Annotated in this window: 28 protein-coding genes and 4 pseudogenes; 22 read left to right on the top strand and 10 right to left on the bottom strand. The window is 38.0% G+C overall.

Annotated features, from left to right (window positions below):
- The first annotated feature begins 5 nt into the window (after positions 1–5).
- The 7 genes from rlmB to rpsI all read left to right on the top strand — a co-directional run bounded on the left by rlmB (position 6) and on the right by rpsI (position 4,086).
- Positions 6–749: a 23S rRNA (guanosine(2251)-2'-O)-methyltransferase RlmB gene (gene rlmB, locus O3670_RS05715; RefSeq protein WP_004182149.1), complete on the top strand. Its 744-nt coding sequence runs from the start codon at positions 6–8 to the stop codon at positions 747–749.
- A gap of 2 nt (positions 750–751) precedes the next feature.
- On the top strand, positions 752–1,267 hold the full coding sequence (locus O3670_RS05710; RefSeq protein WP_002886370.1) for an NYN domain-containing protein: 516 nt from the start codon (positions 752–754) through the stop codon (positions 1,265–1,267).
- A gap of 8 nt (positions 1,268–1,275) precedes the next feature.
- Positions 1,276–2,136, top strand: a complete 861-nt coding sequence (locus O3670_RS05705) for a DegV family protein (protein WP_371595895.1) — start codon at positions 1,276–1,278, stop codon at positions 2,134–2,136.
- Between the two features lie 152 nt (positions 2,137–2,288).
- Positions 2,289–2,759, top strand: coding sequence for a hypothetical protein (locus O3670_RS05700; protein ID WP_371595894.1), 471 nt, complete (start codon positions 2,289–2,291; stop codon positions 2,757–2,759).
- Positions 2,760–2,768: 9 nt separating this feature from the next.
- The gene (locus O3670_RS05695) at positions 2,769–2,969 is read left to right on the top strand and encodes a helix-turn-helix transcriptional regulator (protein ID WP_002886373.1); all 201 of its coding nucleotides are present in this window, start codon (positions 2,769–2,771) and stop codon (positions 2,967–2,969) included.
- A gap of 250 nt (positions 2,970–3,219) precedes the next feature.
- Positions 3,220–3,666, top strand: a complete 447-nt coding sequence (gene rplM, locus O3670_RS05690; RefSeq protein WP_002886374.1) for a 50S ribosomal protein L13 — start codon at positions 3,220–3,222, stop codon at positions 3,664–3,666.
- A gap of 27 nt (positions 3,667–3,693) precedes the next feature.
- Positions 3,694–4,086, top strand: a complete 393-nt coding sequence (gene rpsI, locus O3670_RS05685; RefSeq protein ID WP_002888293.1) for a 30S ribosomal protein S9 — start codon at positions 3,694–3,696, stop codon at positions 4,084–4,086.
- Positions 4,087–4,195: 109 nt separating this feature from the next.
- On the opposite strand, the gene O3670_RS05680 is transcribed toward rpsI, so the two are convergent.
- Complete coding sequence (locus O3670_RS05680; protein ID WP_002893762.1) at positions 4,196–4,417, bottom strand: tyrosine-type recombinase/integrase; 222 nt, start codon at positions 4,415–4,417, stop codon at positions 4,196–4,198.
- A gap of 244 nt (positions 4,418–4,661) precedes the next feature.
- Complete coding sequence (locus O3670_RS05675; protein ID WP_002893760.1) at positions 4,662–5,270, bottom strand: DUF1269 domain-containing protein; 609 nt, start codon at positions 5,268–5,270, stop codon at positions 4,662–4,664.
- Between the two features lie 350 nt (positions 5,271–5,620).
- On the opposite strand from O3670_RS05675, the pseudogene O3670_RS05670 reads away from it, so the two are divergent.
- Positions 5,621–5,764, top strand: a pseudogene (locus O3670_RS05670) (IS982 family transposase); the annotation flags it as partial.
- 3 nt (positions 5,765–5,767) lie between these two features.
- A pseudogene (locus O3670_RS05665) lies at positions 5,768–6,101 on the top strand (diacylglycerol/lipid kinase family protein); the annotation flags it as partial.
- Between the two features lie 331 nt (positions 6,102–6,432).
- Here O3670_RS05665 and O3670_RS05660 read toward each other — a convergent pair.
- The 8 genes and pseudogenes from O3670_RS05660 to O3670_RS05625 all read right to left on the bottom strand — a co-directional run bounded on the left by O3670_RS05660 (position 6,433) and on the right by O3670_RS05625 (position 11,889).
- Positions 6,433–7,650: a tyrosine-type recombinase/integrase gene (locus O3670_RS05660; RefSeq protein WP_037611323.1), complete on the bottom strand. Its 1,218-nt coding sequence runs from the start codon at positions 7,648–7,650 to the stop codon at positions 6,433–6,435.
- Between the two features lie 10 nt (positions 7,651–7,660).
- A complete protein-coding gene (locus O3670_RS05655; RefSeq protein ID WP_105026077.1) occupies positions 7,661–7,933 on the bottom strand; it encodes a helix-turn-helix domain-containing protein in 273 nt (90 codons plus the stop codon).
- A gap of 54 nt (positions 7,934–7,987) precedes the next feature.
- Positions 7,988–9,130, bottom strand: a complete 1,143-nt coding sequence (locus O3670_RS05650) for a YcjF family protein (protein ID WP_138261809.1) — start codon at positions 9,128–9,130, stop codon at positions 7,988–7,990.
- On the bottom strand, positions 9,120–9,353 hold the full coding sequence (locus O3670_RS05645; RefSeq protein ID WP_138261808.1) for a hypothetical protein: 234 nt from the start codon (positions 9,351–9,353) through the stop codon (positions 9,120–9,122). The genes O3670_RS05650 and O3670_RS05645 overlap by 11 nt, the downstream gene beginning before the upstream one ends.
- 79 nt (positions 9,354–9,432) lie before the next feature.
- Positions 9,433–9,651: pseudogene (locus O3670_RS05640) on the bottom strand (CHAP domain-containing protein); the annotation flags it as partial.
- A gap of 149 nt (positions 9,652–9,800) precedes the next feature.
- Positions 9,801–10,367 (bottom strand): annotated as a pseudogene (locus O3670_RS05635) (replication initiation factor domain-containing protein); the annotation flags it as partial.
- 24 nt (positions 10,368–10,391) lie between these two features.
- On the bottom strand, positions 10,392–11,126 hold the full coding sequence (locus O3670_RS05630; protein WP_371595893.1) for an HAD family hydrolase: 735 nt from the start codon (positions 11,124–11,126) through the stop codon (positions 10,392–10,394).
- 4 nt (positions 11,127–11,130) lie between these two features.
- On the bottom strand, positions 11,131–11,889 hold the full coding sequence (locus O3670_RS05625) for a DeoR/GlpR family DNA-binding transcription regulator (protein ID WP_201042595.1): 759 nt from the start codon (positions 11,887–11,889) through the stop codon (positions 11,131–11,133).
- Positions 11,890–12,405: 516 nt separating this feature from the next.
- On the opposite strand from O3670_RS05625, the gene lacA reads away from it, so the two are divergent.
- The 13 genes from lacA to O3670_RS05560 all read left to right on the top strand — a co-directional run bounded on the left by lacA (position 12,406) and on the right by O3670_RS05560 (position 22,382).
- On the top strand, positions 12,406–12,831 hold the full coding sequence (lacA, locus tag O3670_RS05620; RefSeq protein WP_201035983.1) for a galactose-6-phosphate isomerase subunit LacA: 426 nt from the start codon (positions 12,406–12,408) through the stop codon (positions 12,829–12,831).
- Positions 12,832–12,847: 16 nt separating this feature from the next.
- Positions 12,848–13,363: a galactose-6-phosphate isomerase subunit LacB gene (gene lacB, locus O3670_RS05615; RefSeq protein ID WP_002889666.1), complete on the top strand. Its 516-nt coding sequence runs from the start codon at positions 12,848–12,850 to the stop codon at positions 13,361–13,363.
- A gap of 123 nt (positions 13,364–13,486) precedes the next feature.
- The gene (lacD, locus tag O3670_RS05610; RefSeq protein WP_048674083.1) at positions 13,487–14,467 is read left to right on the top strand and encodes a tagatose-bisphosphate aldolase; all 981 of its coding nucleotides are present in this window, start codon (positions 13,487–13,489) and stop codon (positions 14,465–14,467) included.
- A 27-nt stretch (positions 14,468–14,494) separates the two neighbouring features.
- On the top strand, positions 14,495–14,812 hold the full coding sequence (locus O3670_RS05605) for a PTS lactose/cellobiose transporter subunit IIA (RefSeq protein ID WP_002290550.1): 318 nt from the start codon (positions 14,495–14,497) through the stop codon (positions 14,810–14,812).
- Positions 14,812–16,518: a lactose-specific PTS transporter subunit EIIC gene (locus tag O3670_RS05600; RefSeq protein WP_371595888.1), complete on the top strand. Its 1,707-nt coding sequence runs from the start codon at positions 14,812–14,814 to the stop codon at positions 16,516–16,518. The genes O3670_RS05605 and O3670_RS05600 overlap by 1 nt, the downstream gene beginning before the upstream one ends.
- 136 nt (positions 16,519–16,654) lie before the next feature.
- Complete coding sequence (lacG, locus tag O3670_RS05595) at positions 16,655–18,061, top strand: 6-phospho-beta-galactosidase (protein WP_037597316.1); 1,407 nt, start codon at positions 16,655–16,657, stop codon at positions 18,059–18,061.
- Positions 18,061–18,333 carry a DUF3884 family protein gene (locus O3670_RS05590; protein WP_073686143.1) on the top strand — a complete coding sequence of 91 codons (273 nt, stop codon included), beginning with the start codon at positions 18,061–18,063 and terminating at the stop codon, positions 18,331–18,333. Before lacG ends, O3670_RS05590 begins: the two co-directional genes overlap by 1 nt.
- A 20-nt stretch (positions 18,334–18,353) precedes the next feature.
- Positions 18,354–19,253: an aldose 1-epimerase family protein gene (locus O3670_RS05585; RefSeq protein ID WP_371595887.1), complete on the top strand. Its 900-nt coding sequence runs from the start codon at positions 18,354–18,356 to the stop codon at positions 19,251–19,253.
- A gap of 465 nt (positions 19,254–19,718) precedes the next feature.
- The gene (locus tag O3670_RS05580; protein ID WP_037604025.1) at positions 19,719–20,387 is read left to right on the top strand and encodes an ArsR/SmtB family transcription factor; all 669 of its coding nucleotides are present in this window, start codon (positions 19,719–19,721) and stop codon (positions 20,385–20,387) included.
- A gap of 305 nt (positions 20,388–20,692) precedes the next feature.
- Positions 20,693–21,007: a thioredoxin gene (gene trxA, locus O3670_RS05575; protein WP_195187381.1), complete on the top strand. Its 315-nt coding sequence runs from the start codon at positions 20,693–20,695 to the stop codon at positions 21,005–21,007.
- Positions 21,008–21,015: 8 nt separating this feature from the next.
- Positions 21,016–21,936: a thioredoxin-disulfide reductase gene (trxB, locus tag O3670_RS05570; protein ID WP_021143448.1), complete on the top strand. Its 921-nt coding sequence runs from the start codon at positions 21,016–21,018 to the stop codon at positions 21,934–21,936.
- Positions 21,933–22,202, top strand: a complete 270-nt coding sequence (locus O3670_RS05565; protein WP_037620098.1) for a hypothetical protein — start codon at positions 21,933–21,935, stop codon at positions 22,200–22,202. The genes trxB and O3670_RS05565 overlap by 4 nt, the downstream gene beginning before the upstream one ends.
- The gene (locus tag O3670_RS05560; RefSeq protein WP_014677714.1) at positions 22,203–22,382 is read left to right on the top strand and encodes a type Z 30S ribosomal protein S14; all 180 of its coding nucleotides are present in this window, start codon (positions 22,203–22,205) and stop codon (positions 22,380–22,382) included.
- Positions 22,383–22,389 lie beyond the last annotated feature (7 nt).

The following is a 22,389-nucleotide window of genomic DNA, read 5'->3' as shown; positions in this document are numbered from 1 at the left end:
AGCTTATGAAAACAACTAAAGAATTAAGTCTAGACATTGTTTATGGTGTGCATGCCGTAACAGAGAGTCTGGAAGCAAATACTGGAAATAAACTCTATATTCAAGATGATCTTCGAGGAAAAAATGTTGATGCCATTAAGGCCTTGGCAGCTGAAAAGAAGGTTTCCATCTCTTGGACACCTAAGAAAACCTTGTCTGATATGACAGGTGGAGCAGTGCATCAAGGTTTTGTTCTTCGTGTGTCAGAGTTCGCTTATTCTGAGCTCTCAGTTATTATGGATAAGGCTGAACAAGAGGAGAATCCTCTAGTCCTCATTTTAGATGGACTCAACGATCCTCATAACTTTGGTTCTATCCTACGTACAGCTGATGCTACTCAGGTGACAGGAGTTATTATTCCTAAGCATCGTGCTGTGGGGGTAACACCTGTCGTTGCCAAGACATCAACAGGGGCAGTGGAACATATTCCCATTGCCCGAGTGACCAATCTTAGCCAAACTCTTGATAAACTTAAAGAAGCAGGCTTCTGGGTATTTGGTACGGATATGGATGGCACGCCGTCTCATAAATGGAACACAGCTGGAAAGGTTGCCCTTATCATTGGTAATGAAGGTAAGGGAATCTCTGCTAACATCAAGAAACAAGTGGATGAGATGATTACTATTCCTATGAGTGGTCATGTGCAGAGCCTTAATGCCAGTGTGGCAGCTGCAGTTCTCATGTATGAAGTTTATCGAAACCGATTGTAACTATGAAAAAAAGAATACTTCTAGTTGATGGTTATAATATGATTGCTTTTTGGCAAGAAACCCGTCAACTCTTTAAGACCAATCAGCTTGATCAAGCTCGTGAAACCTTGCTTCGTAAGCTCAATCATTATGCTAACTTTGAACATATTGATATTATCTGTGTGTTTGATGCTCAGTTTGTTCCAGGGAGTCGTCAACGTTATGATCAATATCGTATCAGTGTTATTTTTACTGAGGAAGATGAGACAGCAGATAGCTATATTGAGCGCGCAGCGGCTGAGATGAATACTGTTCAAAATCTAGTTGAAGTAGCAACTAGTGACTTAAATGAACAGTGGGCTATCTTTTCACAAGGAGCTTTACGTGTTTCGGCGCGTGAGTTGGAAGAGCGTGTCAATACCGTTAAGTCTGATCTAGACAAGATGTCGGCACATATTGACTTAAAGACACCAAAACTACGTCCATGGGACGATGCGCAATTAGGGAAATTACAGGACCTTTTAAATGAAATAGAATAGAGGGATTTATGACATTTAACATTTTGACAGATTCCACAGCAGATCTAGATGAAAAATGGGCTCAGGAGAATAAGGTAGAGCTAGTTGGTTTGACCATCACGCTTGATGATATTGCCTATGAGACCGTTGGCCCTAACCGTTTAACGAGTGACCGTCTCTTAGAACGTATGCAAGAAGGCAGTCAGCCAACCACAAGCCAGGTGAATGTTGGTCAATTTGAAGAGGTTTTTCGTCGTCATGCTAAAAATGGTGATGCTCTTCTCTATATTGCCTTCTCATCAGTGCTTTCAGGTACTTATCAAAGTGCTGTTATAGCGCGTGACATGATTTTGGATGAATACCCAGAAGCTATCATTGAGATTGTAGATACTCTGGCGGCAGCAGGTGGGGAAGGTTATCTTTCTATTTTGGCGGCAGCAGCTCGTGACCAAGGTAAGAGCTTATCTGAAACGAAAGCCATGATTGAGGACATTCTGCCACGTTTACGGACCTATTTCTTAGTTGATGATCTCTACCATCTCATGCGTGGGGGTCGCCTTTCTAAGAGCTCAGCCATTATTGGTAGTTTGATTAATATCAAACTCCTTCTTTGGTTGAACGCTTCAGGCAAGTTGGTTCCTCTGGCCAAAATCCGTGGACGCAAAAAGGCCATTAAAGAAATGGTCCTACAAGCTACCCAGGATATTGGACATAGCACAGCAATTGTTGCTTATGCCAATGATATTGAAGCTGCGGAGAATCTAAAAGAACAATTGTTAGCAGTTGACGGTATTGAGAAAGTTCTCATTATGCCACTTGGACCAGTCATCTCTACCCACGTCGGACCAGATACCTTAGCTGTCTTTACGATTGGTAAAGAAGCTAGATAGAAAAAGTGTCAGATAGGATTTCCTATCTGATTTTTTGTTTTCTGAAATGCTAGATTAATAGAATATAAAAAGATAATTCATACAAAATGAATGATATATTTGACATAACGTAAAATAGTGCTATAATGAATCTAGAAAATGGAGGAAACAAAATGAAAAAGTCAAAGAAAAAAGTAGCTAGTACGATGGATGAACGTGCTCAGTTGATCAGCGGAGAATCTTCTGCTAGAGGTTATTGGGTAGCCATGCTTGGTCTATTTGTAACGATTATGGTTGCTAGCAAGACACACTCCGTCGAATTAGTGCAGTCACTATTAATCATCACTTTCTTTGGTTCTATGTGCGTAGTCGTAGTGCACAGCGTATCACGGAATGGGCACCCATGGTTGCTAGACAAAAAACTTGAGAAGAAGATGCTTATAATTTCCTGGGTAATGTGTTTTTTGGGAATTTTTATATTGCTAATGGGCCTCTTAAGTCTATTTCAGTCGTTTAAGATAGGAAAGAATCTTATGAGTAGTGTGGCATTTTTGACATTGGGTTTGACCCTTATTTGCGATTGCTGGGTTATTATTAACAGAATCAAGAAGAACCGTTTGGAAGAACTAGAAGACGAAGAATAGGATTTTTGAATGAAAAATTTAAAAATGAAGTCAGCTCGTGTAGCAAAGGATCTCACTCAACAAGGCTTGGCAGATGCAATTGGTGTTTCGCGTCAGACCATTTCAGCTATTGAAAAAGGTGATTACAACCCAACTATAAATCTGTGTATTGCTATCTGCAAAACTCTGGACAAAACTTTAGACCAGCTTTTTTGGGAATCTGAGGATTAGTTTGTATCGCTTTAGAGGTTATTTAGGCATGAATTCTAGTCTTACACCTTATAAAATGATAGACTAAAAAAATACAAAAAATAAAAGAAAAACATCTCCAAATGACTTGCCTTGGATGTGTTTTTTTGATATTATGTTAAACGGTATTGTTTACCCCATTTGAAAGGCCCCGGAACCTTCCAAATACTTTTCGATGGGAAGGAACACCCATCACTCGTAAACAAAAATCGAACTATATATAGGAGAAATCATGAACAAAACAACATTTATGGCTAAACCAGGCCAAGTTGAACGTAAATGGTATGTCGTTGACGCAACTGATGTGCCACTTGGACGTCTTTCTGCAGTAGTTGCTAGCGTACTTCGCGGAAAAAACAAACCAACTTTCACACCACACACTGATACAGGTGACTTCGTAATCGTTATCAATGCTGAAAAAGTTAAATTGACTGGTAAAAAAGCAACTGATAAGATCTACTACACTCACTCAATGTATCCAGGTGGATTGAAACAAATCTCAGCAGGTGAACTTCGTTCTAAAAATGCTGTTCGTTTGATTGAAAAATCAGTTAAAGGTATGCTTCCACACAACACTCTTGGACGCGCACAAGGTATGAAATTGAAAGTCTTCGTTGGCGGTGAGCACACTCACGCTGCACAACAACCAGAAGTACTTGATATCTCAGGACTTATCTAATTCTAAGAGGAAAGGAGCACTAATATAATGGCACAAGCACAATATGCAGGTACAGGACGCCGTAAAAACGCCGTTGCACGCGTACGTTTGGTTCCAGGTACTGGTAAAATCACAGTTAACAAAAAAGATGTAGAAGAATACATCCCACACGCAGACCTTCGTCTCGTTATCAACCAACCTTTTGCAGTTACTTCAACTGAAGGTTCATACGACGTACACGTTAACGTTGTAGGTGGTGGATACGCTGGTCAATCAGGTGCGATCCGTCACGGTATCGCTCGTGCACTTCTTCAAGTAGACCCAGACTTCCGCGATTCATTGAAACGCGCTGGACTTCTTACTCGTGATGCACGTATGGTTGAACGTAAGAAACCAGGTCTTAAGAAAGCTCGTAAAGCATCACAATTCTCAAAACGTTAATCAATACGATTATATCAACGTTTACAGACATTCAAGAATTATTTCTTGGATGTCTTTTTTGTTTCAAAAAATCAAAGTTCACCCCAAAATTCACCCCATATTCACCCCATCAATTTTTTAAACTACGAAAAGCAATATCACCTACAGTCTGATTGACTTTATCTTTGATATTAACGTAAGTTTTTGTAATCTCTTTATCACTATGAGTAAGAGCTTCTGAGAAGGCTTCAAGAGAAACACCTGCTTGTTTAGCAAGAGTAGCACCAGTATGTCTTAGTTTGTGTGGTGATGCTGGTGCTAATTCGGGATGTCTTCGTCTGACTGATTTCATCTTGATAAAACTTAAAATTTTTCTAATTATAACGAAGCATAGTCAAAAAGCTATGACCTCTATATTCACAAAAAAATCCAGACCAATACTAGTCCAGATTTCTTGTCTATTAAACATTCTTTTCAAAGAATGGAAGAACGGCTGTAACGGCTTTGTCAACGCAATTATTTAACTGTGAGAATCCGACGCACATAAATTTTAAATGGCGTCTCAGTCACATTTAAATTTATGAGACGCTTAGACGTTAGGCTTTCAATTTGTCAAATTTTGCTTTGACATTTGCCTTGAATTCTTCAAGTTTAGCCTTGCGTTCGGCTTTACGTTCAGCCTTCATTTGTGCACGTGCCTGGTTGTAGAGGTCTTCTTGGACTTGCAGAGCTGCTTCGATTTCGGCTACGACGGTTGCTACATCCCAACGCACGATTTGGGTGTCGTACTTGGTGAAGTAAGCATCGATGACTGCTTCGTTGTTTTCTTGCACCAAGGCGACAACGGCTGTTTCGCCGTCGATCAATTTTTGAGACACAACGTCAATCAAGCCAGCTTCTGCCGTATCAACGGTATCACCAGCAGCCAAACCATAGAGGCTGCCAATACCATAACCAAACAAGACGCCGATAGGACCACCCAAAAGCCCGATAACTGCACCGAGCAAGCCACCTTCTAGGGTTGCATCCGTCGTTGAATCTTCAAAGTCATAGCGTTCTTTTTCAACGATGTGACCGTTTTCATTTTTGACCAAGGCGATTTGAGCAACCTTGGTCGTCTGAGTTTGGCGGAAAGCCTTCAAATCCGCAAAGGACTGATAAGCTTCGCTTTCAGTGTTAAAGACTGAAACTACTAGGTTTTCCATAGTTAGTACCTCTTTTCTAAATATATACGTTCATTATAATACAGTTTCAATCACTTTTCAATCATTTTAGTGCGACATTTTAATTGATATGTCGCGTTTATCAGCGTCAAAGAACAGTTTCAGGCAGCGGTATATCTTTGCCATATCCCAGCCCAGACACTCTGGCGACTCTGAGTGATTATCAAGAAAGGCGTCCAGCAACATCTTAAAGCCTCCCGTGCAAAAAGTAAATAAATAGTGTTTTTCCTGTATGCCTGTCACACGGCTAAAAGACCGCTTGACCAAATCTTCCAGAAAATTATAGCAGATATTATGTACCAGCTCTGTGTAGCGAGTCTGATGAGCGTGCCGAATCACATCGACACTTTTATAGAATCTGCCAACTGTTTCCTTATGGTCGAATCCTTGAAAGAAGTCGCTTTATTCGTCGGTCAAGACAATTAATTTGGCTGGTGCAACTGATTCGCCAAGCTATGAACAAGCAATTATTACCTTTTGAAAGCAAAAATGGCAATTATGAAGGTGAAGCTACTCAGGTCTTAGTTCTTCTATCCAATTACTATGCAGACAAAAAACTATTTGATGAAAATACAGATGAATATGGAAATATCTTGATTTTAAAGGATTCATCCATCATTTCTAAATTATCGGCTATCCCAGATTTATTAAAAAGGGGATCTAGTAGGTAACAATAATATCGAATATATCAAAGTACGCAATATTAGGATTTCTTCAGAGGTTGAGTTAGAGTCAGATGTTGATGGGGATAAGTCGGATAATCTGCCAATAGATATAAAAATACTAGAAAACAGGCTTGAAAAAGGCTCGTAAAGCTAGCCAGTTCTCTAAACGTTAATTCGTTGCTGGACAGCAGAATACAAACGAAAACACTTTGCATCTTGCAAGGTGTTTTTTTCTATGAGAACTGGCGGTGCGCAATTAGGATAGCTCTAGCGACTTTAGTCGCATAGAGATATGCTATGCACAGTTGCCCCAAGAAAACAAGCGAAGCGATGTTTGATTGGATGGCAACCACTGCACTCAAAACGTTAATCAACACGATTATATCAACGTTTACAGACATTCAAGAATTATTTCTTGGATGTCTTTTTTTGTTCAAAAAACTAAAGTTCACCCCAAAATTCACCCCAAGTTCACCCTATTACTTTTTGAGACTTCTAAAGGCTATTTCTCCTGCTGTTTGATTTACTGTTTCAGTAGTATTGACATAAGTCTTCGTTATTTGGATGTCACTATGAGTAAGTGCTTCTGAAATAGCATTTAATGATGTTCCAGCCTGTCTTGCCAGAGTTGCTCCGGTGTGTCTTAATTTGTGAGGAGATGCTGGAGGAAGTTCCGGATGTCTTCTTCGAATAGAATTCATTCGATGATTAAGATAATCAATATGAAGTGGAACGTTAATACCGTTTGTTCTATTATTGTATGTGAAAACGAATTGCTTTTCATTCTGTCTGATTCCAAACAGCTTTAGTTGCTTTTTTTGTTCTATTTTCCAATCGGTCAGGATATTCATTAGTTCTTTAGGTGCTTTAAATAGAGTTTTTTTATTTCCTTTAGTTGATTTAACATTTCCGAATTTGTCTAATGCTTGTTCAATGAGAATTTCATTTTTTTCAAAATTGATATGTTTCCATTGGAGAGCGTAGGTTTCTGATTTTCTATCTGATAAAAAGAATGTCGTATAGAACAAAGCATAATCTTTTAATTCCATTCGATCATTTTTTAGATCGTCATCAAATGCTTGTAGCCATTGTTTAAGTTCTTCCTCATTTAATGCTAGGTCTTCAAACTTTTTACTTTCTTTGAGGGCTAATTTTTTATTAGCTTTAATTCTACTGATTGTCTTTTTTACCTTATTGACTTGAATATATTCAAGCTCTTCTGCCCAGTCCAAGACAGAATTGACGTACCCTCTAATGGATTTAAAGTTGGCATAAGAATTCGATAGTGGAGTAAGAAGTGACAAAACTAGTTGTTTATTTTCATTGAGATGATCAATAGAATAATTACCTAGGACTGGAAGAATTTGCAAACGAAAGAGATTTTCTGTTTGAAAGACAGTTACTGCTGTAGGTGGTTTAATAGTAGCAGTAGCTTGTCCTGCTTTATAGGGTTCTAGCCAAATGTCTTTGTAAAAATCTTTAAATAGGATGTCTCCTTTTCTTTGAGATAAAGTAGAAAATCTTCCTAAACGTGCATTTTCAATGTCAACAGCTAACTTAATTTCTGCTTCCTTTGCTTCTCTACGAGTTTTGAATCTTTTTTCAAATCGTTTACCGATCCCTAACTTTCCTTGAACGTCATCGGGTATGTATACCCTTAGCCTATAGGATCCATTTTTTGTTTTTGAAATGCCCATTTTTACCTCCTTATGCGCTTATCTCTAGTCGAGTCATCCACTGATTGATACTTTCTTTGCTGAAACGAATGGATTTTCCAATTCGAATATAGGGTAGTCCCATTGCAATCCAGATATCAAGGGTATTATGTGAAACTCCAAGATAATGGCACGTTTGTTTTTTGTTCAGAAATGGAGTATCTAATCCCATATCTTCTTTGAAATGATGAATCTCATCTTTGATAAGAGTTGCAATCATTTTTTGAATTTCTTGTGTTTGTTCTTCTGGTAATTGTACTAACATATATTGTTCTCCTTTTAAAATTAAAAAAACCAAGGTTTAATTTTACCTTGGTCATTATTTATTATTTTGCGCTGATAACTGTTCTTTAAATAGTTTATTCATTCGTTTCTGTCCCTCAGAAGAGTTGAGAGCATTTTTATTTATTTCACCTTTATATATTTGTTCCATTAGAATTAAGTATGCTTCACCTAAAGCGGTTGTGACTAGGCCAGCAGTTGTACCAGAAATAACACTTCCAATACCTGTACCAACACCTGGTATAAATTTCAATATATTAGAGACAATAGTTTTACCGATTATTGTAGCACCACCAGATCCTAAAGTGGAAGAAACGAAAGCTGTTAGGATTGTTTTATTAATTTCTAGTCCAAATATTACAGTAATCGCACTAATCATAGCAACCTGAGTAGGTACTAGTAAAAATGCATCAGCAAATGGGATAGGAGTGAAACCTTCTCCAAAGCTTGCTGCTACCGCTGTTGCAATAGCAGCTCTAGCGTGCTTTTTTTTGGCTTCTAGAGATACTTTTTGAATATTTTGTAATGTATCTTGAAGTTCAGAAGGTAATACTTCAGACATTACATTTATTAAGGTATCTAACCCAAAGGCTTTTGCGACATATTCTTCATCAAAATCCATGTCCTGAGCAAGAATTGGTACAACTTTACAAATATCAAGATTTTCTTGTTCTACATGATTTTTCATTTCCAAAGCTTTTTTTCTTGGAACAGATTGTGTTAATACTACAATTATTGGAACTTTGGAATTTCTATTTTTTTCCGAGAATTCCTTTAGCCATTCTACCTCAGAGCTATCAAAGGTACGATTTGCTCCGACATTAATGCAGTACCAAATACAGTGGATTGTTTTGTTAACATCATTAGAGGAGTAACCGTCGCTTATTAATTTTATTACTTCATTTTTTACGTTGTCTTGTTGGTCAGAAGATAGTTCGAAACCCGGAGTATCATAAATAGTGAGTGGATAGTCATTTTTAACAATTTTTCTGATTTCTTGTGTTACAGGTCTACCTAGACCAGTTTCAGCAAAATTACCTCTAAATAAACTGTTGATGAGTGTACTTTTTCCTACTCCAGATTTACCAATGATTATTATGTTAAGCTGTTTTAAATTATTTATTTTCTCATTAATCGCATTAATGCATTGTTGAGCAATATTATCTGTATTAATCTGCATTGCTTTGATCCTTTTTGTAATCAGTTTTTTTTATCAACTCATCTTCCCATGAGACACTATGATGTTGCTGATTATTTATCTTTAATTGTTTTTTATATAAATAATTTGTAGTTTTTTTCAAGACTTTCGGTAGTAATGTTGTGGAAACTAGTATTGCTCCAGTACCTAAAATGTATTTCATTTTAGTTTTTTTATTACTTGGTTTCGAATTTTTCTTTGACATAATATTTCTCACTAATTTTAAGTTTTGAAGTTATTATATCATATAAAACATTAAAATTGCTACAAAATTTCAACATTATTCAACTATCTTTATTTCCCATAACATAAGTAAATTGTTTTGCTGTTTCTGCATCAAAAGTGCGGTAGCTAACGACTCCTAGGCCTTTGACGTTTGATTCAGAGATAAGAATGGAGCAATCTGATTTGACTTGTTCCACAAAGGCGATGTGGCTATAGGTTGGATCTGCTCCAGCTTGTCCTGGGCTAAAAGATAGTGCGGAGTGCTCGGTAGGGGTATTTCCAGAAAAGAGGTCTTCACAGATGGTAGTTAGGGTATCTATCCCACCACGTTCACGGACAGTGTTTAAGGTGCTCAGTCCACCAGACCAGGCTTTAAAGTTGTTTAGTGAATTGATTTCGACTTTGTATTCCATAAGAGATTTCCTTTCTAGTGTTCATAGTGTTTGTTGGTTTTGAGGAGTCTTAAGATAGCCTCCCCACGATCAGTTATTTCACCGCTATTCTGAATCATCTTCATGTATTCTGTTTGCATGATTTTGTCTGCTTCAGAAACGAGTGCGAGAGAGTTTGCGACTTGATAGGTTAACCAGCGAATGGTTCGTTCGATACTGTAGGGTTGTGGACTGGTTGAGAGTTTTAAGGGTTCGACCCCTCCAAAGAGCCTTTGCCATTTTTCATCGGGCTTATAGGCTCCAAAACGGGTGACACCATCATAGACTTGGATTTCCTTGTTCACGATGCCTCTTGCGATTTCTCCGAGGTCCACACCGTTGATGTATTCCTCCACAACGCCTTGGGCTTTCTGGTCTGAAAAGCGTAGCTCGTAGCGGTTCCAGATACCAAAAATCTCCAAGGATTCTTCCAAGGAGATATTTTCCATACGGGCGATTTCGTATCGTTTTTCATAAAAGTTGAAGTAGAGCTGACTTTGTCGGCTCCCAAAGTAAAGGGAAGGACCGTGATTGGCTTCCATATCCTCGTTATCGGTGAAGGAGCATGATATTTCATGATCTTAGATCTATTTGAAGTCATGATTAATATCAAATAAACCAAGAACTAAATCTCGAAGTTCACTTGCACTAAAGACCTCATAAGAAGGCATTTCTTCTTTCTCTTTTGCTATCTGTCTGTTTCGATGGTTGAACCAGATAGGATGCCATCCAGCGTTATAACTTCCTTCGATATCGTTGATAAAGGTATCCCCAATGTATAGGCTTTCTGAAGGTAAGAAATTTAACTTTTTGGCAGTATAGTCAAAGATTTCTTGTTGAGGTTTGCTATACCCTGTGGTCTGACTAATAATGATTTTTTTCTTTTCAAAATATTGATAGGCACCAATAAGTTGGAGTTTTCGACTCTGTAAGTCAACAGGGCCATTAGTTAGAATACCGATTGGGATGTGGTTTTCATGTAGAGCCAGCAGTAGTTGATGTATCTCAGGAATCATTGTAATCTGATCGAGTTCATATTCATAGTCAGCCTGGAAGTCTAGAGCTTCTGTCCTAGATATACTATCGATGCCAAATTCTTCCATAGTCTTCTGACAGCGAAAAATTCTAAGTTCCTCAATACTGATGAGTTTTTTCGTGTATTTAGGAAAAGCAACATCAGACCAATATCTAAAACGTTTGTAAATAGTATCTATTTGTTCAATATTAATCGTTGGGAAACATTTCTCAACGCTCCGTTTAAAGGGAAGTTGGTGGTCGTAAAGAGTATCATCAAGATCAAAAACAATATTTTTAAAAATCATAATTCTAGTCTGCTTTTAAAATTGTAGTGTACTGACTAAATTCCTCGAATTGTTGAGGGCTAATTTTGTTATCAGTAATAAGGGTATCGAACTGGTCGAGATTGTAAAAGTTAAAGAAGTCATATCGGTGGAATTTGGTATGATCAACTAATAAGAACTTTTCAATAGCATTGTTTAGTGCAAGTTGTTGAATCTCCCCCTCCTTATCACTGTAGGTAGCAATAGAATTGTTAGTGACAGCATTTGCACTAACAAAGGCTTTAGCAAATCTCATTGACTTTAGGTTGGTTGAAGCCATCGAACCAACAAAGGCCCCTGTTACCTCTCTATATTCGCCACCAATAAGTAGTAAATCAATAGTGGCACTATTGATTAAAATAAGGAAAACAGGGAGACTGTTTGTAATGATACGGATGTTCCTGTCCTTCAATTCTTGGGCAAGATGCTCTAGCGTACTTCCAGGACCGATGAAAATAGTGTCGCCTTCTTTAATTAAAGAGCTGGCCTTTGTAGCGATGGCTCTTTTTTCTTTAGTATTAAGGATTTTCTTCTCGGTATGCGTTTTTTCAAGCGGTTTCTTAGAAGGAACAAGCTGAGCCCCTCCATGAGTACGCGTCAAAAACCCTTCAGCTTCGAGAGTATCAAGATCTCTTCGAGCGGTCATGTCAGAAATATCGAGTTCATCTATGATTTCTTTGATGGTTATCGTTCCATCTATCCTTAACATATCTAAAATTTTTTCTAATCGTCGTTTTTTGTTCATATAAAGCTTCTTCTCTCATTGAATAATTTTCTTAAACTTATAACTTTCTACTATTGTATTGTATCATAATTAGTCAGTTTTTCAAAGAAAAACAAACATTATCAAACACAATATAACTTTTCTAAATTGAAACACATGGTTGATAAGTTTGTGACTGTTAGCGTAGCCATCTTAAAAGACTTCCTATAAATAATAAGGTTCTAAGAGGGAGAAGCTTATAAGAACTTCGATAATACATATGAAAAATGATGAGCGAAGAGATGTCATATGACTTTTCTTGTAAGAAGTTTAGTCACAGAAAATACTCAATAAGAGAACAAAAACCCTTAACGAAAGAAGAATTTTCAAAAAAACACCAAAAATAAACAAAAAAACAAACATAAAAGTGTTGCTTTTTTTTTTTTTGTTTGATATTATAGAGTCAAAGAAATGATGAAAGCGTTATTTCAAACATTTTTGCAAAATATTTTCTACTTTTATGTAGCATTTCTTTCTAAAATTTAGGAGGTAGTCAAAATGGCTATTGTTGTTGGTGCAGATCTCAAAGGTAAGAGATTAAAAGATGTTGTCAAACACTTTCTTGTTGAAGAAGGTTTTGAGGTAATTGATGTGACTGAGGACGGACAGGATTTCGTTGATGTTACCTTGGCAGTTGCTTCTGTAGTAAACAAAGATGAGCAAAATTTGGGTATTGTCATTGATGCCTATGGAGCTGGCCCATTCATGGTAGCAACTAAAATTAAAGGTATGGTTGCAGCAGAAGTTTCAGATGAACGCTCAGCTTATATGACACGTGGACATAACAATTCACGAATGATTACGGTTGGCGCTGAAATCGTCGGTGATGAGCTTGCTAAAAACATCGCTAAAGGTTTCGTCAATGGTAAATATGATGGCGGACGTCATCAAATCCGAGTAGATATGCTTAACAAGATGTGTTAAGAAAAGGAGTTAAGGAATGAGAATCGCAATTGGATGTGACCACATTGTCACAGATGAAAAAATGGCAGTATCAGAATTCTTGAAATCAAAAGGACATGAGGTTCTTGATTTCGGGACATATGACCACGTACGCACTCACTACCCTATCTATGGTAAAAAAGTCGGTGAAGCAGTAGTAAGTGGTCAAGCAGACTTGGGAGTATGTATCTGTGGTACAGGTGTCGGCATTAACAATGCAGTCAATAAAGTTCCAGGTGTTCGCTCAGCGTTGGTTCGTGATATGACATCAGCTATATATGCAAAAGAAGAGTTAAATGCGAATGTTATCGGTTTCGGTGGAATGATTACTGGTGGTCTTCTTATGAATGACATCATTGAAGCTTTCATTGAAGCAGAGTACAAGCCAACAGAAGAAAATAAAAAATTGATTGCAAAAATCGAACACGTTGAAACTCATAATGCACATCAAGCAGATGAAGATTTCTTTACAGAATTCCTTGAAAAATGGGACCGTGGTGAGTATCACGACTAGATAATAGATCTATAAATCTCGTAATCAGATAAAATAATTAGTTGAAAATTTTTACGTATTAACTAGAGATATTCATCTTGTAAAAGAACTTAGTAAGAAAAGTATAAAAGAGGTATTTAAAAAATGGGACTTACAGAACAGAAACGCAAGTATTTGGAAAAGCTTTCAGACGAAAATGGTATTATCTCAGCTTTGGCATTTGACCAACGTGGTGCTTTGAAACGTTTGATGGCACAATATCAAGATGCAGAGCCAACTGTAGCTCAAATGGAAGAACTGAAGGTTTTGGTTGCTGATGAACTTACAAAATATGCATCATCAATGTTGCTTGATCCTGAATACGGACTTCCAGCAACAAAAGCATTGGATAAAGAAGCTGGTCTTCTTCTTGCCTATGAAAAAACAGGTTATGATACATCAAGTACAAAACGTTTGCCTGACTGCTTGGATGTTTGGTCTGCAAAACGTATCAAAGAGCAAGGCGCTGATGCCGTTAAGTTCTTGCTTTACTATGATGTAGACAGCTCAGATGAACTTAACCAACAAAAACAAGCTTATATTGAACGTGTTGGTTCTGAATGTGTTGCTGAAGATATTCCTTTCTTCTTGGAAATCCTTGCATATGATGAAGAAATCTCAGATGCAGGTTCTGTTGAATATGCAAAAGTGAAACCTCGCAAAGTCATTGAAGCGATGAAAGTTTTCTCTGATCCACGCTTTAACATTGATGTTCTTAAAGTAGAAGTACCAGTTAACGTTAAATATGTCGAAGGTTTTGCTGATGGTGAAGTGGTTTACAGTAAAGCTGAAGCTGCTGACTTCTTTAAAGCACAAGAAGAAGCGACTAACCTTCCATACATCTACCTAAGTGCAGGTGTATCTGCTAAATTGTTCCAAGAAACATTGCAATTTGCTCACGACTCAGGTGCCAAGTTTAATGGTGTGCTTTGTGGACGTGCTACTTGGGCAGGATCTGTAGAACCTTACATCAAAGAAGGTGAAAAAGCAGCACGTGAATGGTTGCGTACTACTGGATTCGAAAATATTGATGAACTTAACAAAGTTCTTGTTAAAACAGCTAGTCCATGGACTGATAAAGTATAGTAAAAACATAAAACGGAGGATATTGTTATGAACAGAGAAGAGATGACTCTCTTAGGGTTTGAAATTGTTGCTTATGCTGGAGATGCTCGCTCTAAACTTTTAGAAGCGCTTAAAGCAGCTGAAAATGGTGATTTCGCTAAGGCAGATAGTCTTGTAGTAGAAGCAGGAAGCTGTATTGCAGAGGCTCACAATTCTCAGACAGCTATGTTGGCTCGAGAAGCTTCTGGGGAGGAACTTCCATACAGCGTTACCATGATGCATGGTCAGGACCACTTAATGACTACTGTCTTATTAAAAGATGTGATTCATCACCTCATCGAACTTTATAAAAGAGGAGCAAAATAATGCATAAACTCATTGAACTTATTGAGAAAGGGAAACCATTCTTTGAGAAAATCTCTAGAAACATCTATCTTCGTGCTATTCGTGATGGATTTATCGCTGGTATGCCAGTCATCCTTTTCTCATCTATCTTTATCCTTATTGCCTATGTCCCAAATGCTTGGGGATTCCACTGGTCAAAAGACATTGAGACCTTCTTGATGACTCCTTATAGCTATTCGATGGGTATCCTAGCATTCTTTGTTGGTGGTACTACCGCTAAAGCTTTGACGGATTCGATGAACCGTGACCTACCTGCGACTAATCAGATTAACTTCTTGTCTACAATGCTAGCGTCTATGGTTGGTTTCCTTTTGATGGCAGCTGAACCTGCTAAAGAAGGAGGCTTCTTGACAGCCTTCATGGGTACAAAAGGTCTCTTGACAGCATTTATCGCAGCCTTTGTGACAGTTAATGTTTATAAAGTCTGTGTAAAAAATAATGTTACCATTCGTATGCCTGAAGAGGTTCCACCAAATATCTCTCAAGTATTTAAGGACTTGATTCCGTTCACCGTCTCAGTTGTTCTCCTTTATGGACTTGAACTCCTTGTTAAGGGAACTCTTGGTGTAACTGTTGCAGAATCAATTGGTACACTTCTTGCTCCTCTTTTCTCAGCTGCAGATGGTTACCTTGGAATTACTCTTATCTTTGGTGCTTATGCTTTCTTCTGGTTTGTTGGTATCCACGGTCCTTCAATCGTTGAACCAGCAATCGCCGCTATCACTTACGCCAATATCGATGCAAACTTGCATCTTATCCAAGCTGGACAACATGCAGATAAAGTTATCACTTCTGGCACTCAAATGTTCATTGTTACCATGGGTGGTACAGGGGCTACATTGATTGTTCCATTCTTGTTCATGTGGATTTGTAAATCAGAACGTAACCGTGCTATCGGACGTGCCTCAGTTGTTCCAACATTCTTTGGGGTTAACGAGCCAATCTTATTTGGTGCACCAATCGTATTGAATCCGATTTTCTTTGTACCGTTCATTTTAGCTCCGATTGTCAACGTTTGGATCTTTAAATTCTTTGTTGACACATTGAACATGAACTCATTCTCTGCCAACCTTCCATGGGTTACTCCTGGTCCGTTGGGAATTGTACTCGGTACTAACTTCCAAGTTCTATCATTTATCTTAGCCGGACTCTTGGTAGTTGTTGATACTATCATTTATTACCCATTTGTTAAGGTATACGATGAACAAATTCTTGAAGAAGAACGTTCTGGTAAAACAAACGATGCTCTTAAAGAAAAAGTAGCTGCAAACTTCAATACTGCTAAAGCAGATGCCGTTCTTGAAAAAGCAGGCGTTGCTAAAGAAGATGTAGTAGCAGACAATAACATCACAGAAGAAACTAATGTCCTTGTTCTTTGTGCAGGTGGAGGTACAAGTGGCTTGCTTGCCAATGCCTTGAACAAAGCAGCAGCAGAATACAATGTTCCAGTCAAAGCGGCAGCGGGTGGTTACGGTGCTCACCGTGAAATGTTGCCAGAGTTTGACTTGGTTATCTTGGCTCCACAGGTCGCTTCAAACTTCGATGATATGAAGGCTGAAACAGATAAATTGGGCATTAAACTTGCAAAAACTGAAGGAGCTCAATATATCAAATTGACACGTGATGGACAAGGTGCTCTTGCATTTGTTCAACAACAATTTGATTAATAAATTTGTAAAAGTTATTTGAGACGAGATTACTCTTTCCATTCCTTTTAATATTGTTAACCATATCATTTCATTTCCTTGGTTTCCGGAACTCAGAATCTTGTCTCAAATGCTTTTTTTGAAAGGATTTATAGTTATGACTAAAACACTTCCTAAAGATTTTATTTTTGGTGGCGCTACAGCTGCTTATCAAGCAGAAGGTGCGACTCATACAGATGGTAAAGGCCCAGTTGCATGGGATAAGTATCTTGAAGATAATTATTGGTATACAGCAGAGCCTGCAAGTGATTTTTACCATAAATACCCAGTTGATTTAGAATTAGCTGAAGAATATGGTGTTAATGGTATTCGTATTTCTATTGCCTGGTCTCGTATTTTCCCAACGGGCTACGGCGAAGTAAACGAAAAAGGTGTTGAATTCTACCATAAACTATTTGCTGAATGCCACAAGCGTCATGTTGAACCATTTGTGACTTTGCATCATTTTGACACACCAGAAGCTCTTCATTCAAATGGAGATTTCTTAAACCGCGAAAATATAGAACACTTTGTAGATTATGCCGCTTTCTGTTTTGAAGAGTTTCCAGAAGTAAACTACTGGACAACTTTCAATGAAATTGGCCCAATTGGTGATGGTCAATACTTGGTTGGTAAATTCCCTCCAGGCATTCAATATGATCTTGCCAAAGTCTTCCAATCACACCACAACATGATGGTCTCTCATGCACGTGCTGTAAAATTGTATAAGGATAAAGGTTATAAAGGTGAAATTGGTGTTGTTCATGCTTTACCAACTAAATACCCTTATGATCCGGAAAATCCAGCAGATGTTCGTGCTGCTGAACTTGAAGACATCATCCATAACAAATTTATCTTGGATGCAACATATCTTGGGCACTATTCAGATAAAACGATGGAAGGTGTCAACCATATCCTAGCTGAGAATGGTGGAGAACTTGATCTTCGTGATGAAGACTTCCAAGCACTTGAAGCAGCTAAAGATTTGAATGATTTCCTTGGTATCAACTATTACATGAGTGATTGGATGCAAGCTTTTGATGGTGAGACTGAAATCATTCACAATGGTAAGGGTGAAAAAGGAAGCTCTAAGTACCAAATTAAGGGTGTTGGTCGTCGAGTAGCTCCTGACTATGTTCCACGCACAGACTGGGATTGGATTATTTATCCTGAAGGCTTGTATGACCAAATCATGCGAGTGAAAAATGATTATCCGAATTACAAGAAGATTTACATCACTGAAAACGGTCTCGGATACAAAGATGAGTTTGTAGATAATACTGTTTATGATGATGGTCGTATTGATTACGTGAAGCAACACTTGGAAGTTTTATCAGACGCGATTGCGGATGGTGCAAATGTTAAAGGTTACTTCATTTGGTCACTTATGGACGTTTTCTCATGGTCAAATGGTTATGAAAAACGTTATGGATTGTTCTATGTAGACTTTGATACGCAAGAACGCTATCCTAAGAAATCAGCACATTGGTATAAGAAAGTAGCAGAAACTCAAGTGATAGAGTAATATCACCTGAGAATGTAATAATTTGTTATCCGATTTTTAGATCAGGCTTTGAAAAGGTATATATTATTAATTTCGAAGATTGTCCTATAATTCCTGAGCTTGAAGCTACCTCACTACTAAAATGTAGTAACTGGTGTGTTTCACCTGGAAAAGAGTGGATTTGCCATTCTGATTTAGCATTATCCGAATTTGAATGGGAAGTTTTACAATTACTCGATGTAGCAATATGTGAGACTGTTCACTTCGAGGTAGATTATTTGCCTTTCCAATAACAAAAAGAAAGGAATTGACTGTGACTATCGAATTAAAAAACGAGTATCTTACGGTTCAGTTTAAAACACTTGGTGGTCAACTGACTTCGATTAAAGACAAAGATGGGTTAGAATATCTCTGGCAAGCTGATCCAGAGTATTGGAATGGACAGGCACCAATTCTATTTCCTATCTGTGGTAGTTTACGTAATGATTGGGCTATTTATAGACCTCAAGAAAGACCCTTTTTTACAGGTCTAATTCGTAGACATGGTTTTGTTCGAAAAGAAGAATTTACTCTTGAAGAAGTTAATGAAAATAGCGTGACTTTCAGTATTAAACCAAATGCTGAGATGCTTGATAATTACCTTTATCAGTTTGAACTAAGAGTTGTTTATACCTTGAATGGTAAATCAATTAGAACCGAATTTCAGGTAACGAATTTGGAAATGGAAAAAACAATGCCTTACTTTATTGGAGCCCATCCAGCATTCAATTGTCCTTTAGTAGAAGGTGAAAACTATGAGGATTATTATATTGAATTTAGTGAGGTTGAGTCTTGCTCGATACCAAAGAGTTTTCCTGAGACAGGATTATTAGATTTGCAAGATCGGACACCTTTTTTGGAAAATCAAAAGATTCTCGATTTGGACTACTCACTTTTTTCCCATGATGCCATTACACTTGACCAGCTCAAGTCTCGTAGCGTAACGCTTCGGTCAAGGAAGTCTGGTAAAGGTCTTCGAGTAGATTTTGATGATTTTCCGAACTTGATTCTGTGGTCTACAACTAATAAAAGTCCATTCATTGCTTTGGAACCTTGGAGTGGTCTCTCCACTTCACTTGAAGAAGGTAATTTCTTAGAAGATAAAAGACAGGTAACGAAAATTTCACCTCAAGAAACTTCTAGAAAAATCTATGATATTACTATCCTTAATTAAAATTTGTTATTATTTGAGTCTTCAATAAGATTTGAATACTCTTACCTTGTGATGATAGATTGGTCTTCTCCGTGCCAGTCTTACATCACAAGGTTTTTGAGTTTTTTGTGGGTCTATGTCAACTGTAGTGGGTGACGAAAAGCTAATATCTAAAGACAGTCTGGTAGTAAAAAAATAAGATTATTTACTACTTCTTGATTTAAAATAATAGTGGAGCCATTAATTTGTGGCAAATTCAATTTAATATTTTGCCTCAAATTAGCCACACTTTTTATAGAATTAAGAGGAATAATGAAGTTCTCTTCCTATTAATATTAGTAAATGTTAAGGATAAGTATTCTTTTTATTTTTTGGCGAATGCCGGCTTTTTTGCCACAAATGAGTATCAACATCTTTCGAATGGAATAGTTGACAACTGTTTTTAAGAATTATACTATTGAATTGAATAGATAAGGAGTTGATTTGATGCAAGAGACAATGATTGATTACAAACAAAATATTTACCAAGAGCTATCTCGCTTAACAAAGGGGCTAGGAAGTGAGAAGCGTCTTGATATTTTAAATATATTATCACAGGGACCAAAGACAGTTGAGGGAATTGCGCATGCGACGGGTCTCTCTGTTGCCAATACTTCGCGCCACCTTCAGGTTTTAAAAGAAAGTCACTTGGTGGTGACGAGTCGAAATGGTAATTTTATCCGTTATAGCTTGGCTTCTGAAAAGGTTGTCCAGTTAGTCCTTCTGTTATTTGCCGTCGGTGAAGAACAGTTAGCAGAAGTCAGAGCGATTGAGTCAGACTATGATGAGGCAGCTGGTGTTCCTCAGATTGAGCTCGCTAATGCAATTGAATTAGCAGCTCAGACAGATGTTCTCCTGCTTGATTTAAGGCCTGTTGAGGAGTATGAGGCAGGGCACTTGCCAAAAGCTCTTAATTTACCAATCGATGAGTTTGATCAAAAAAAAGCTCAGCTTCCCAAAGAGAAGACCATCATTGTTTATTGTCGCGGGCGCCAATGTGGCTATGCTAACCTAGCAGCACAGGATTTACAGAGTTTAGGCTACAGTATCTATAGTCTCAATCGCAGTTTTGCTGATTGGAAGTGGGGTGCATCCTCTCGTTCAGAACTTGACTAAGGTGTATTCCTTAGTCTTTTCTTATAACCGGAGACTCGTGAGCAAAATCATTGCAAAATAGATTTAGTGTGCTATAATTCAATTATTCAATAAAAAAGTTGAATTCTTTTTCACTCAAACTATTCAATAATTTCATTGAATTATATCTTTGAAATACTTCTTATTTAGTATCTCAAACAAACTAAGTGATACAAATTGGATTTTTAGAAGGGCTAAGTTAACCTTTTTGAAATTCATTCTTTTATTCTTATGCTATTCAATTATATGATTGAATAGAAGCGATTTATTTTAGATAGGAGTTTTTTATGACGACACAACTAACAACCGAAACATTTGCGAAATCTATCCAAAATGGGGTAAGTTTTATCGATTTTGGGGCGCAGTGGTGCCCACCTTGTCGGATGATGGAGCCGGTAGTGGAAGAACTTTCACAGGACTTTGACGGAAAAGTAACGATTGCTCAGGTGGATGTGGACCAATCACAAGATCTGGCCAATCTCTTTGGCATTCGTTCTATCCCAACAATGGTGATTTTTAAAGATGGCAAACCCGTTGATGCTCTTGTTGGTGTTCATCCTAAAAAAACATTGATAGAAAAAATCCAAGCACAGTTATCATGAGGTGATTTATGTATGATGCAATTATTGTAGGTTCAGGACCTGCAGGGTACACAGCTGGCATTTATTTAAGTCGAGCTGGTTTGAAAAATCGATTGATCACAGGCTATTCTGAGGGTGGTCAATTAACCACCACAACCCTCGTAGAAAATTATCCAGGTTTTGAAAACGGGATTGATGGCAATGAATTAGTCCAAACAATGCGCCGCCAAGCAGAACAGTTTGGCACCGAAATGACCTTTGGATTTGTTCAAAAAATTGAAGGCGAATCGTCTCCTTTCGAGGTACATCTGGATAATGGTGAAATCATTGATACCAAGGCCGTTATTATCGCAACAGGCTCTAGCGCTAAATACCTAGGGATTGAAGGCGAAGAAGAGGCCATCGGAAAAGGTGTCAGCGCTTGTGCGACCTGTGATGCTTTCTTCTATAAAGAGCGTGAAATCCTTGTAGTTGGCGGGGGTGATGTCGCTATGGAAGAAGCCCTCTATTTGACACGCTTTGCATCGAAGGTGACCGTTGTCCACCGCCGCAATGAGTTACGCGCATCTGATATTATGGCCAAACGGGCTCAGGCAAATGATAAAATTCATTGGATGTTAAATTACACGCCTGTCAAAGTTACATCTAATCTGATGGGAATGACTGGTTTGGATGTTCGTAATAATGAAACAGGTGATATTGAGCACATTCAGGCTGACGGTCTCTTTGTGGCCATTGGTCATCAGCCAAACACCGATTTTCTTGATGGAAAATTAGCATTGGATGATAAAGGCTATATTCAAACACAGGCAGGAACAGCAAAGACCTCTGTTGCAGGTATTTTTGCAGCTGGTGATGTGCAAGATCCAAAATACCAACAAGCCATTACTGCAGCAGGTAGCGGTGCCATTGCTGCCCTAGATACATTGGCCTATATTGATAACCTATGATGAAATCAGTCACGTCTAGTATCGAATTAGAAGAACTGTTAGCCGAACATCAAAATCTAGCTCTTCTTGTTTCAGGAAATCAATGCAGTCTATCGTCTCTTGGGCAAAAAGAACTCATAGACACGGCTGAACGAGAGCATTTGGTGCTTTACCAAGCAGATATTTTTCAAGTGCCCCGTCTTATTTCTTTATTTGGCATTCAGCCTACCCTGACGAGTTTATTAGTCTTTAAAAAGGGTCAATTGGTGGATAAGAAAGAGGTTTAAATGGCAAGAAAAGCTTTGATACAAAGGAAAAAGAAGGCCTATCCGGTTCAAGAATACTCACGCTGTTTGGCATGCGGCCGCCCGCATTCGGTTTACCGCAAGTTTAAACTTTGTCGGATTTGTTTACGCCAGCAAGTTTACCAAGGTGTCATTCCTGGGTTGAAAAAAGCTTCTTGGTAGTAGAAAG

This window comes from Streptococcus sp. 27098_8_74 (assembly GCF_041431705.1).
GTDB lineage: Bacteria > Bacillota > Bacilli > Lactobacillales > Streptococcaceae > Streptococcus > Streptococcus salivarius_E.
This window is presented reverse-complemented; position numbering and strand designations above follow the sequence as displayed.

What these genes read in the sequence shown, in the direction of transcription:
- O3670_RS05705 (WP_371595895.1), top strand. Translation starts at nt 1,276, where the DNA reads ATGACATTTAACATTTTGACAGATTCCACAGCAGATCTAGATGAAAAA.
- lacA (WP_201035983.1), top strand. Translation starts at nt 12,406, where the DNA reads ATGGCTATTGTTGTTGGTGCAGATCTCAAAGGTAAGAGATTAAAAGAT.
- O3670_RS05660 (WP_037611323.1), bottom strand. Translation starts at nt 7,650, where the DNA reads ATGGGCATTTCAAAAACAAAAAATGGATCCTATAGGCTAAGGGTATAC.
- trxB (WP_021143448.1), top strand. Translation starts at nt 21,016, where the DNA reads ATGTATGATGCAATTATTGTAGGTTCAGGACCTGCAGGGTACACAGCT.
- rlmB (WP_004182149.1), top strand. Translation starts at nt 6, where the DNA reads ATGAAAACAACTAAAGAATTAAGTCTAGACATTGTTTATGGTGTGCAT.
- lacB (WP_002889666.1), top strand. Translation starts at nt 12,848, where the DNA reads ATGAGAATCGCAATTGGATGTGACCACATTGTCACAGATGAAAAAATG.
- O3670_RS05605 (WP_002290550.1), top strand. Translation starts at nt 14,495, where the DNA reads ATGAACAGAGAAGAGATGACTCTCTTAGGGTTTGAAATTGTTGCTTAT.
- O3670_RS05580 (WP_037604025.1), top strand. Translation starts at nt 19,719, where the DNA reads ATGCAAGAGACAATGATTGATTACAAACAAAATATTTACCAAGAGCTA.
- rpsI (WP_002888293.1), top strand. Translation starts at nt 3,694, where the DNA reads ATGGCACAAGCACAATATGCAGGTACAGGACGCCGTAAAAACGCCGTT.
- O3670_RS05600 (WP_371595888.1), top strand. Translation starts at nt 14,812, where the DNA reads ATGCATAAACTCATTGAACTTATTGAGAAAGGGAAACCATTCTTTGAG.
- O3670_RS05565 (WP_037620098.1), top strand. Translation starts at nt 21,933, where the DNA reads ATGATGAAATCAGTCACGTCTAGTATCGAATTAGAAGAACTGTTAGCC.
- O3670_RS05695 (WP_002886373.1), top strand. Translation starts at nt 2,769, where the DNA reads ATGAAAAATTTAAAAATGAAGTCAGCTCGTGTAGCAAAGGATCTCACT.
- rplM (WP_002886374.1), top strand. Translation starts at nt 3,220, where the DNA reads ATGAACAAAACAACATTTATGGCTAAACCAGGCCAAGTTGAACGTAAA.
- O3670_RS05675 (WP_002893760.1), bottom strand. Translation starts at nt 5,270, where the DNA reads ATGGAAAACCTAGTAGTTTCAGTCTTTAACACTGAAAGCGAAGCTTAT.
- O3670_RS05710 (WP_002886370.1), top strand. Translation starts at nt 752, where the DNA reads ATGAAAAAAAGAATACTTCTAGTTGATGGTTATAATATGATTGCTTTT.
- O3670_RS05680 (WP_002893762.1), bottom strand. Translation starts at nt 4,417, where the DNA reads ATGAAATCAGTCAGACGAAGACATCCCGAATTAGCACCAGCATCACCA.
- O3670_RS05655 (WP_105026077.1), bottom strand. Translation starts at nt 7,933, where the DNA reads ATGTTAGTACAATTACCAGAAGAACAAACACAAGAAATTCAAAAAATG.
- O3670_RS05625 (WP_201042595.1), bottom strand. Translation starts at nt 11,889, where the DNA reads ATGAACAAAAAACGACGATTAGAAAAAATTTTAGATATGTTAAGGATA.
- O3670_RS05650 (WP_138261809.1), bottom strand. Translation starts at nt 9,130, where the DNA reads ATGCAGATTAATACAGATAATATTGCTCAACAATGCATTAATGCGATT.
- lacG (WP_037597316.1), top strand. Translation starts at nt 16,655, where the DNA reads ATGACTAAAACACTTCCTAAAGATTTTATTTTTGGTGGCGCTACAGCT.
- O3670_RS05700 (WP_371595894.1), top strand. Translation starts at nt 2,289, where the DNA reads ATGAAAAAGTCAAAGAAAAAAGTAGCTAGTACGATGGATGAACGTGCT.
- O3670_RS05630 (WP_371595893.1), bottom strand. Translation starts at nt 11,126, where the DNA reads ATGATTTTTAAAAATATTGTTTTTGATCTTGATGATACTCTTTACGAC.
- trxA (WP_195187381.1), top strand. Translation starts at nt 20,693, where the DNA reads ATGACGACACAACTAACAACCGAAACATTTGCGAAATCTATCCAAAAT.
- lacD (WP_048674083.1), top strand. Translation starts at nt 13,487, where the DNA reads ATGGGACTTACAGAACAGAAACGCAAGTATTTGGAAAAGCTTTCAGAC.
- O3670_RS05645 (WP_138261808.1), bottom strand. Translation starts at nt 9,353, where the DNA reads ATGTCAAAGAAAAATTCGAAACCAAGTAATAAAAAAACTAAAATGAAA.
- O3670_RS05560 (WP_014677714.1), top strand. Translation starts at nt 22,203, where the DNA reads ATGGCAAGAAAAGCTTTGATACAAAGGAAAAAGAAGGCCTATCCGGTT.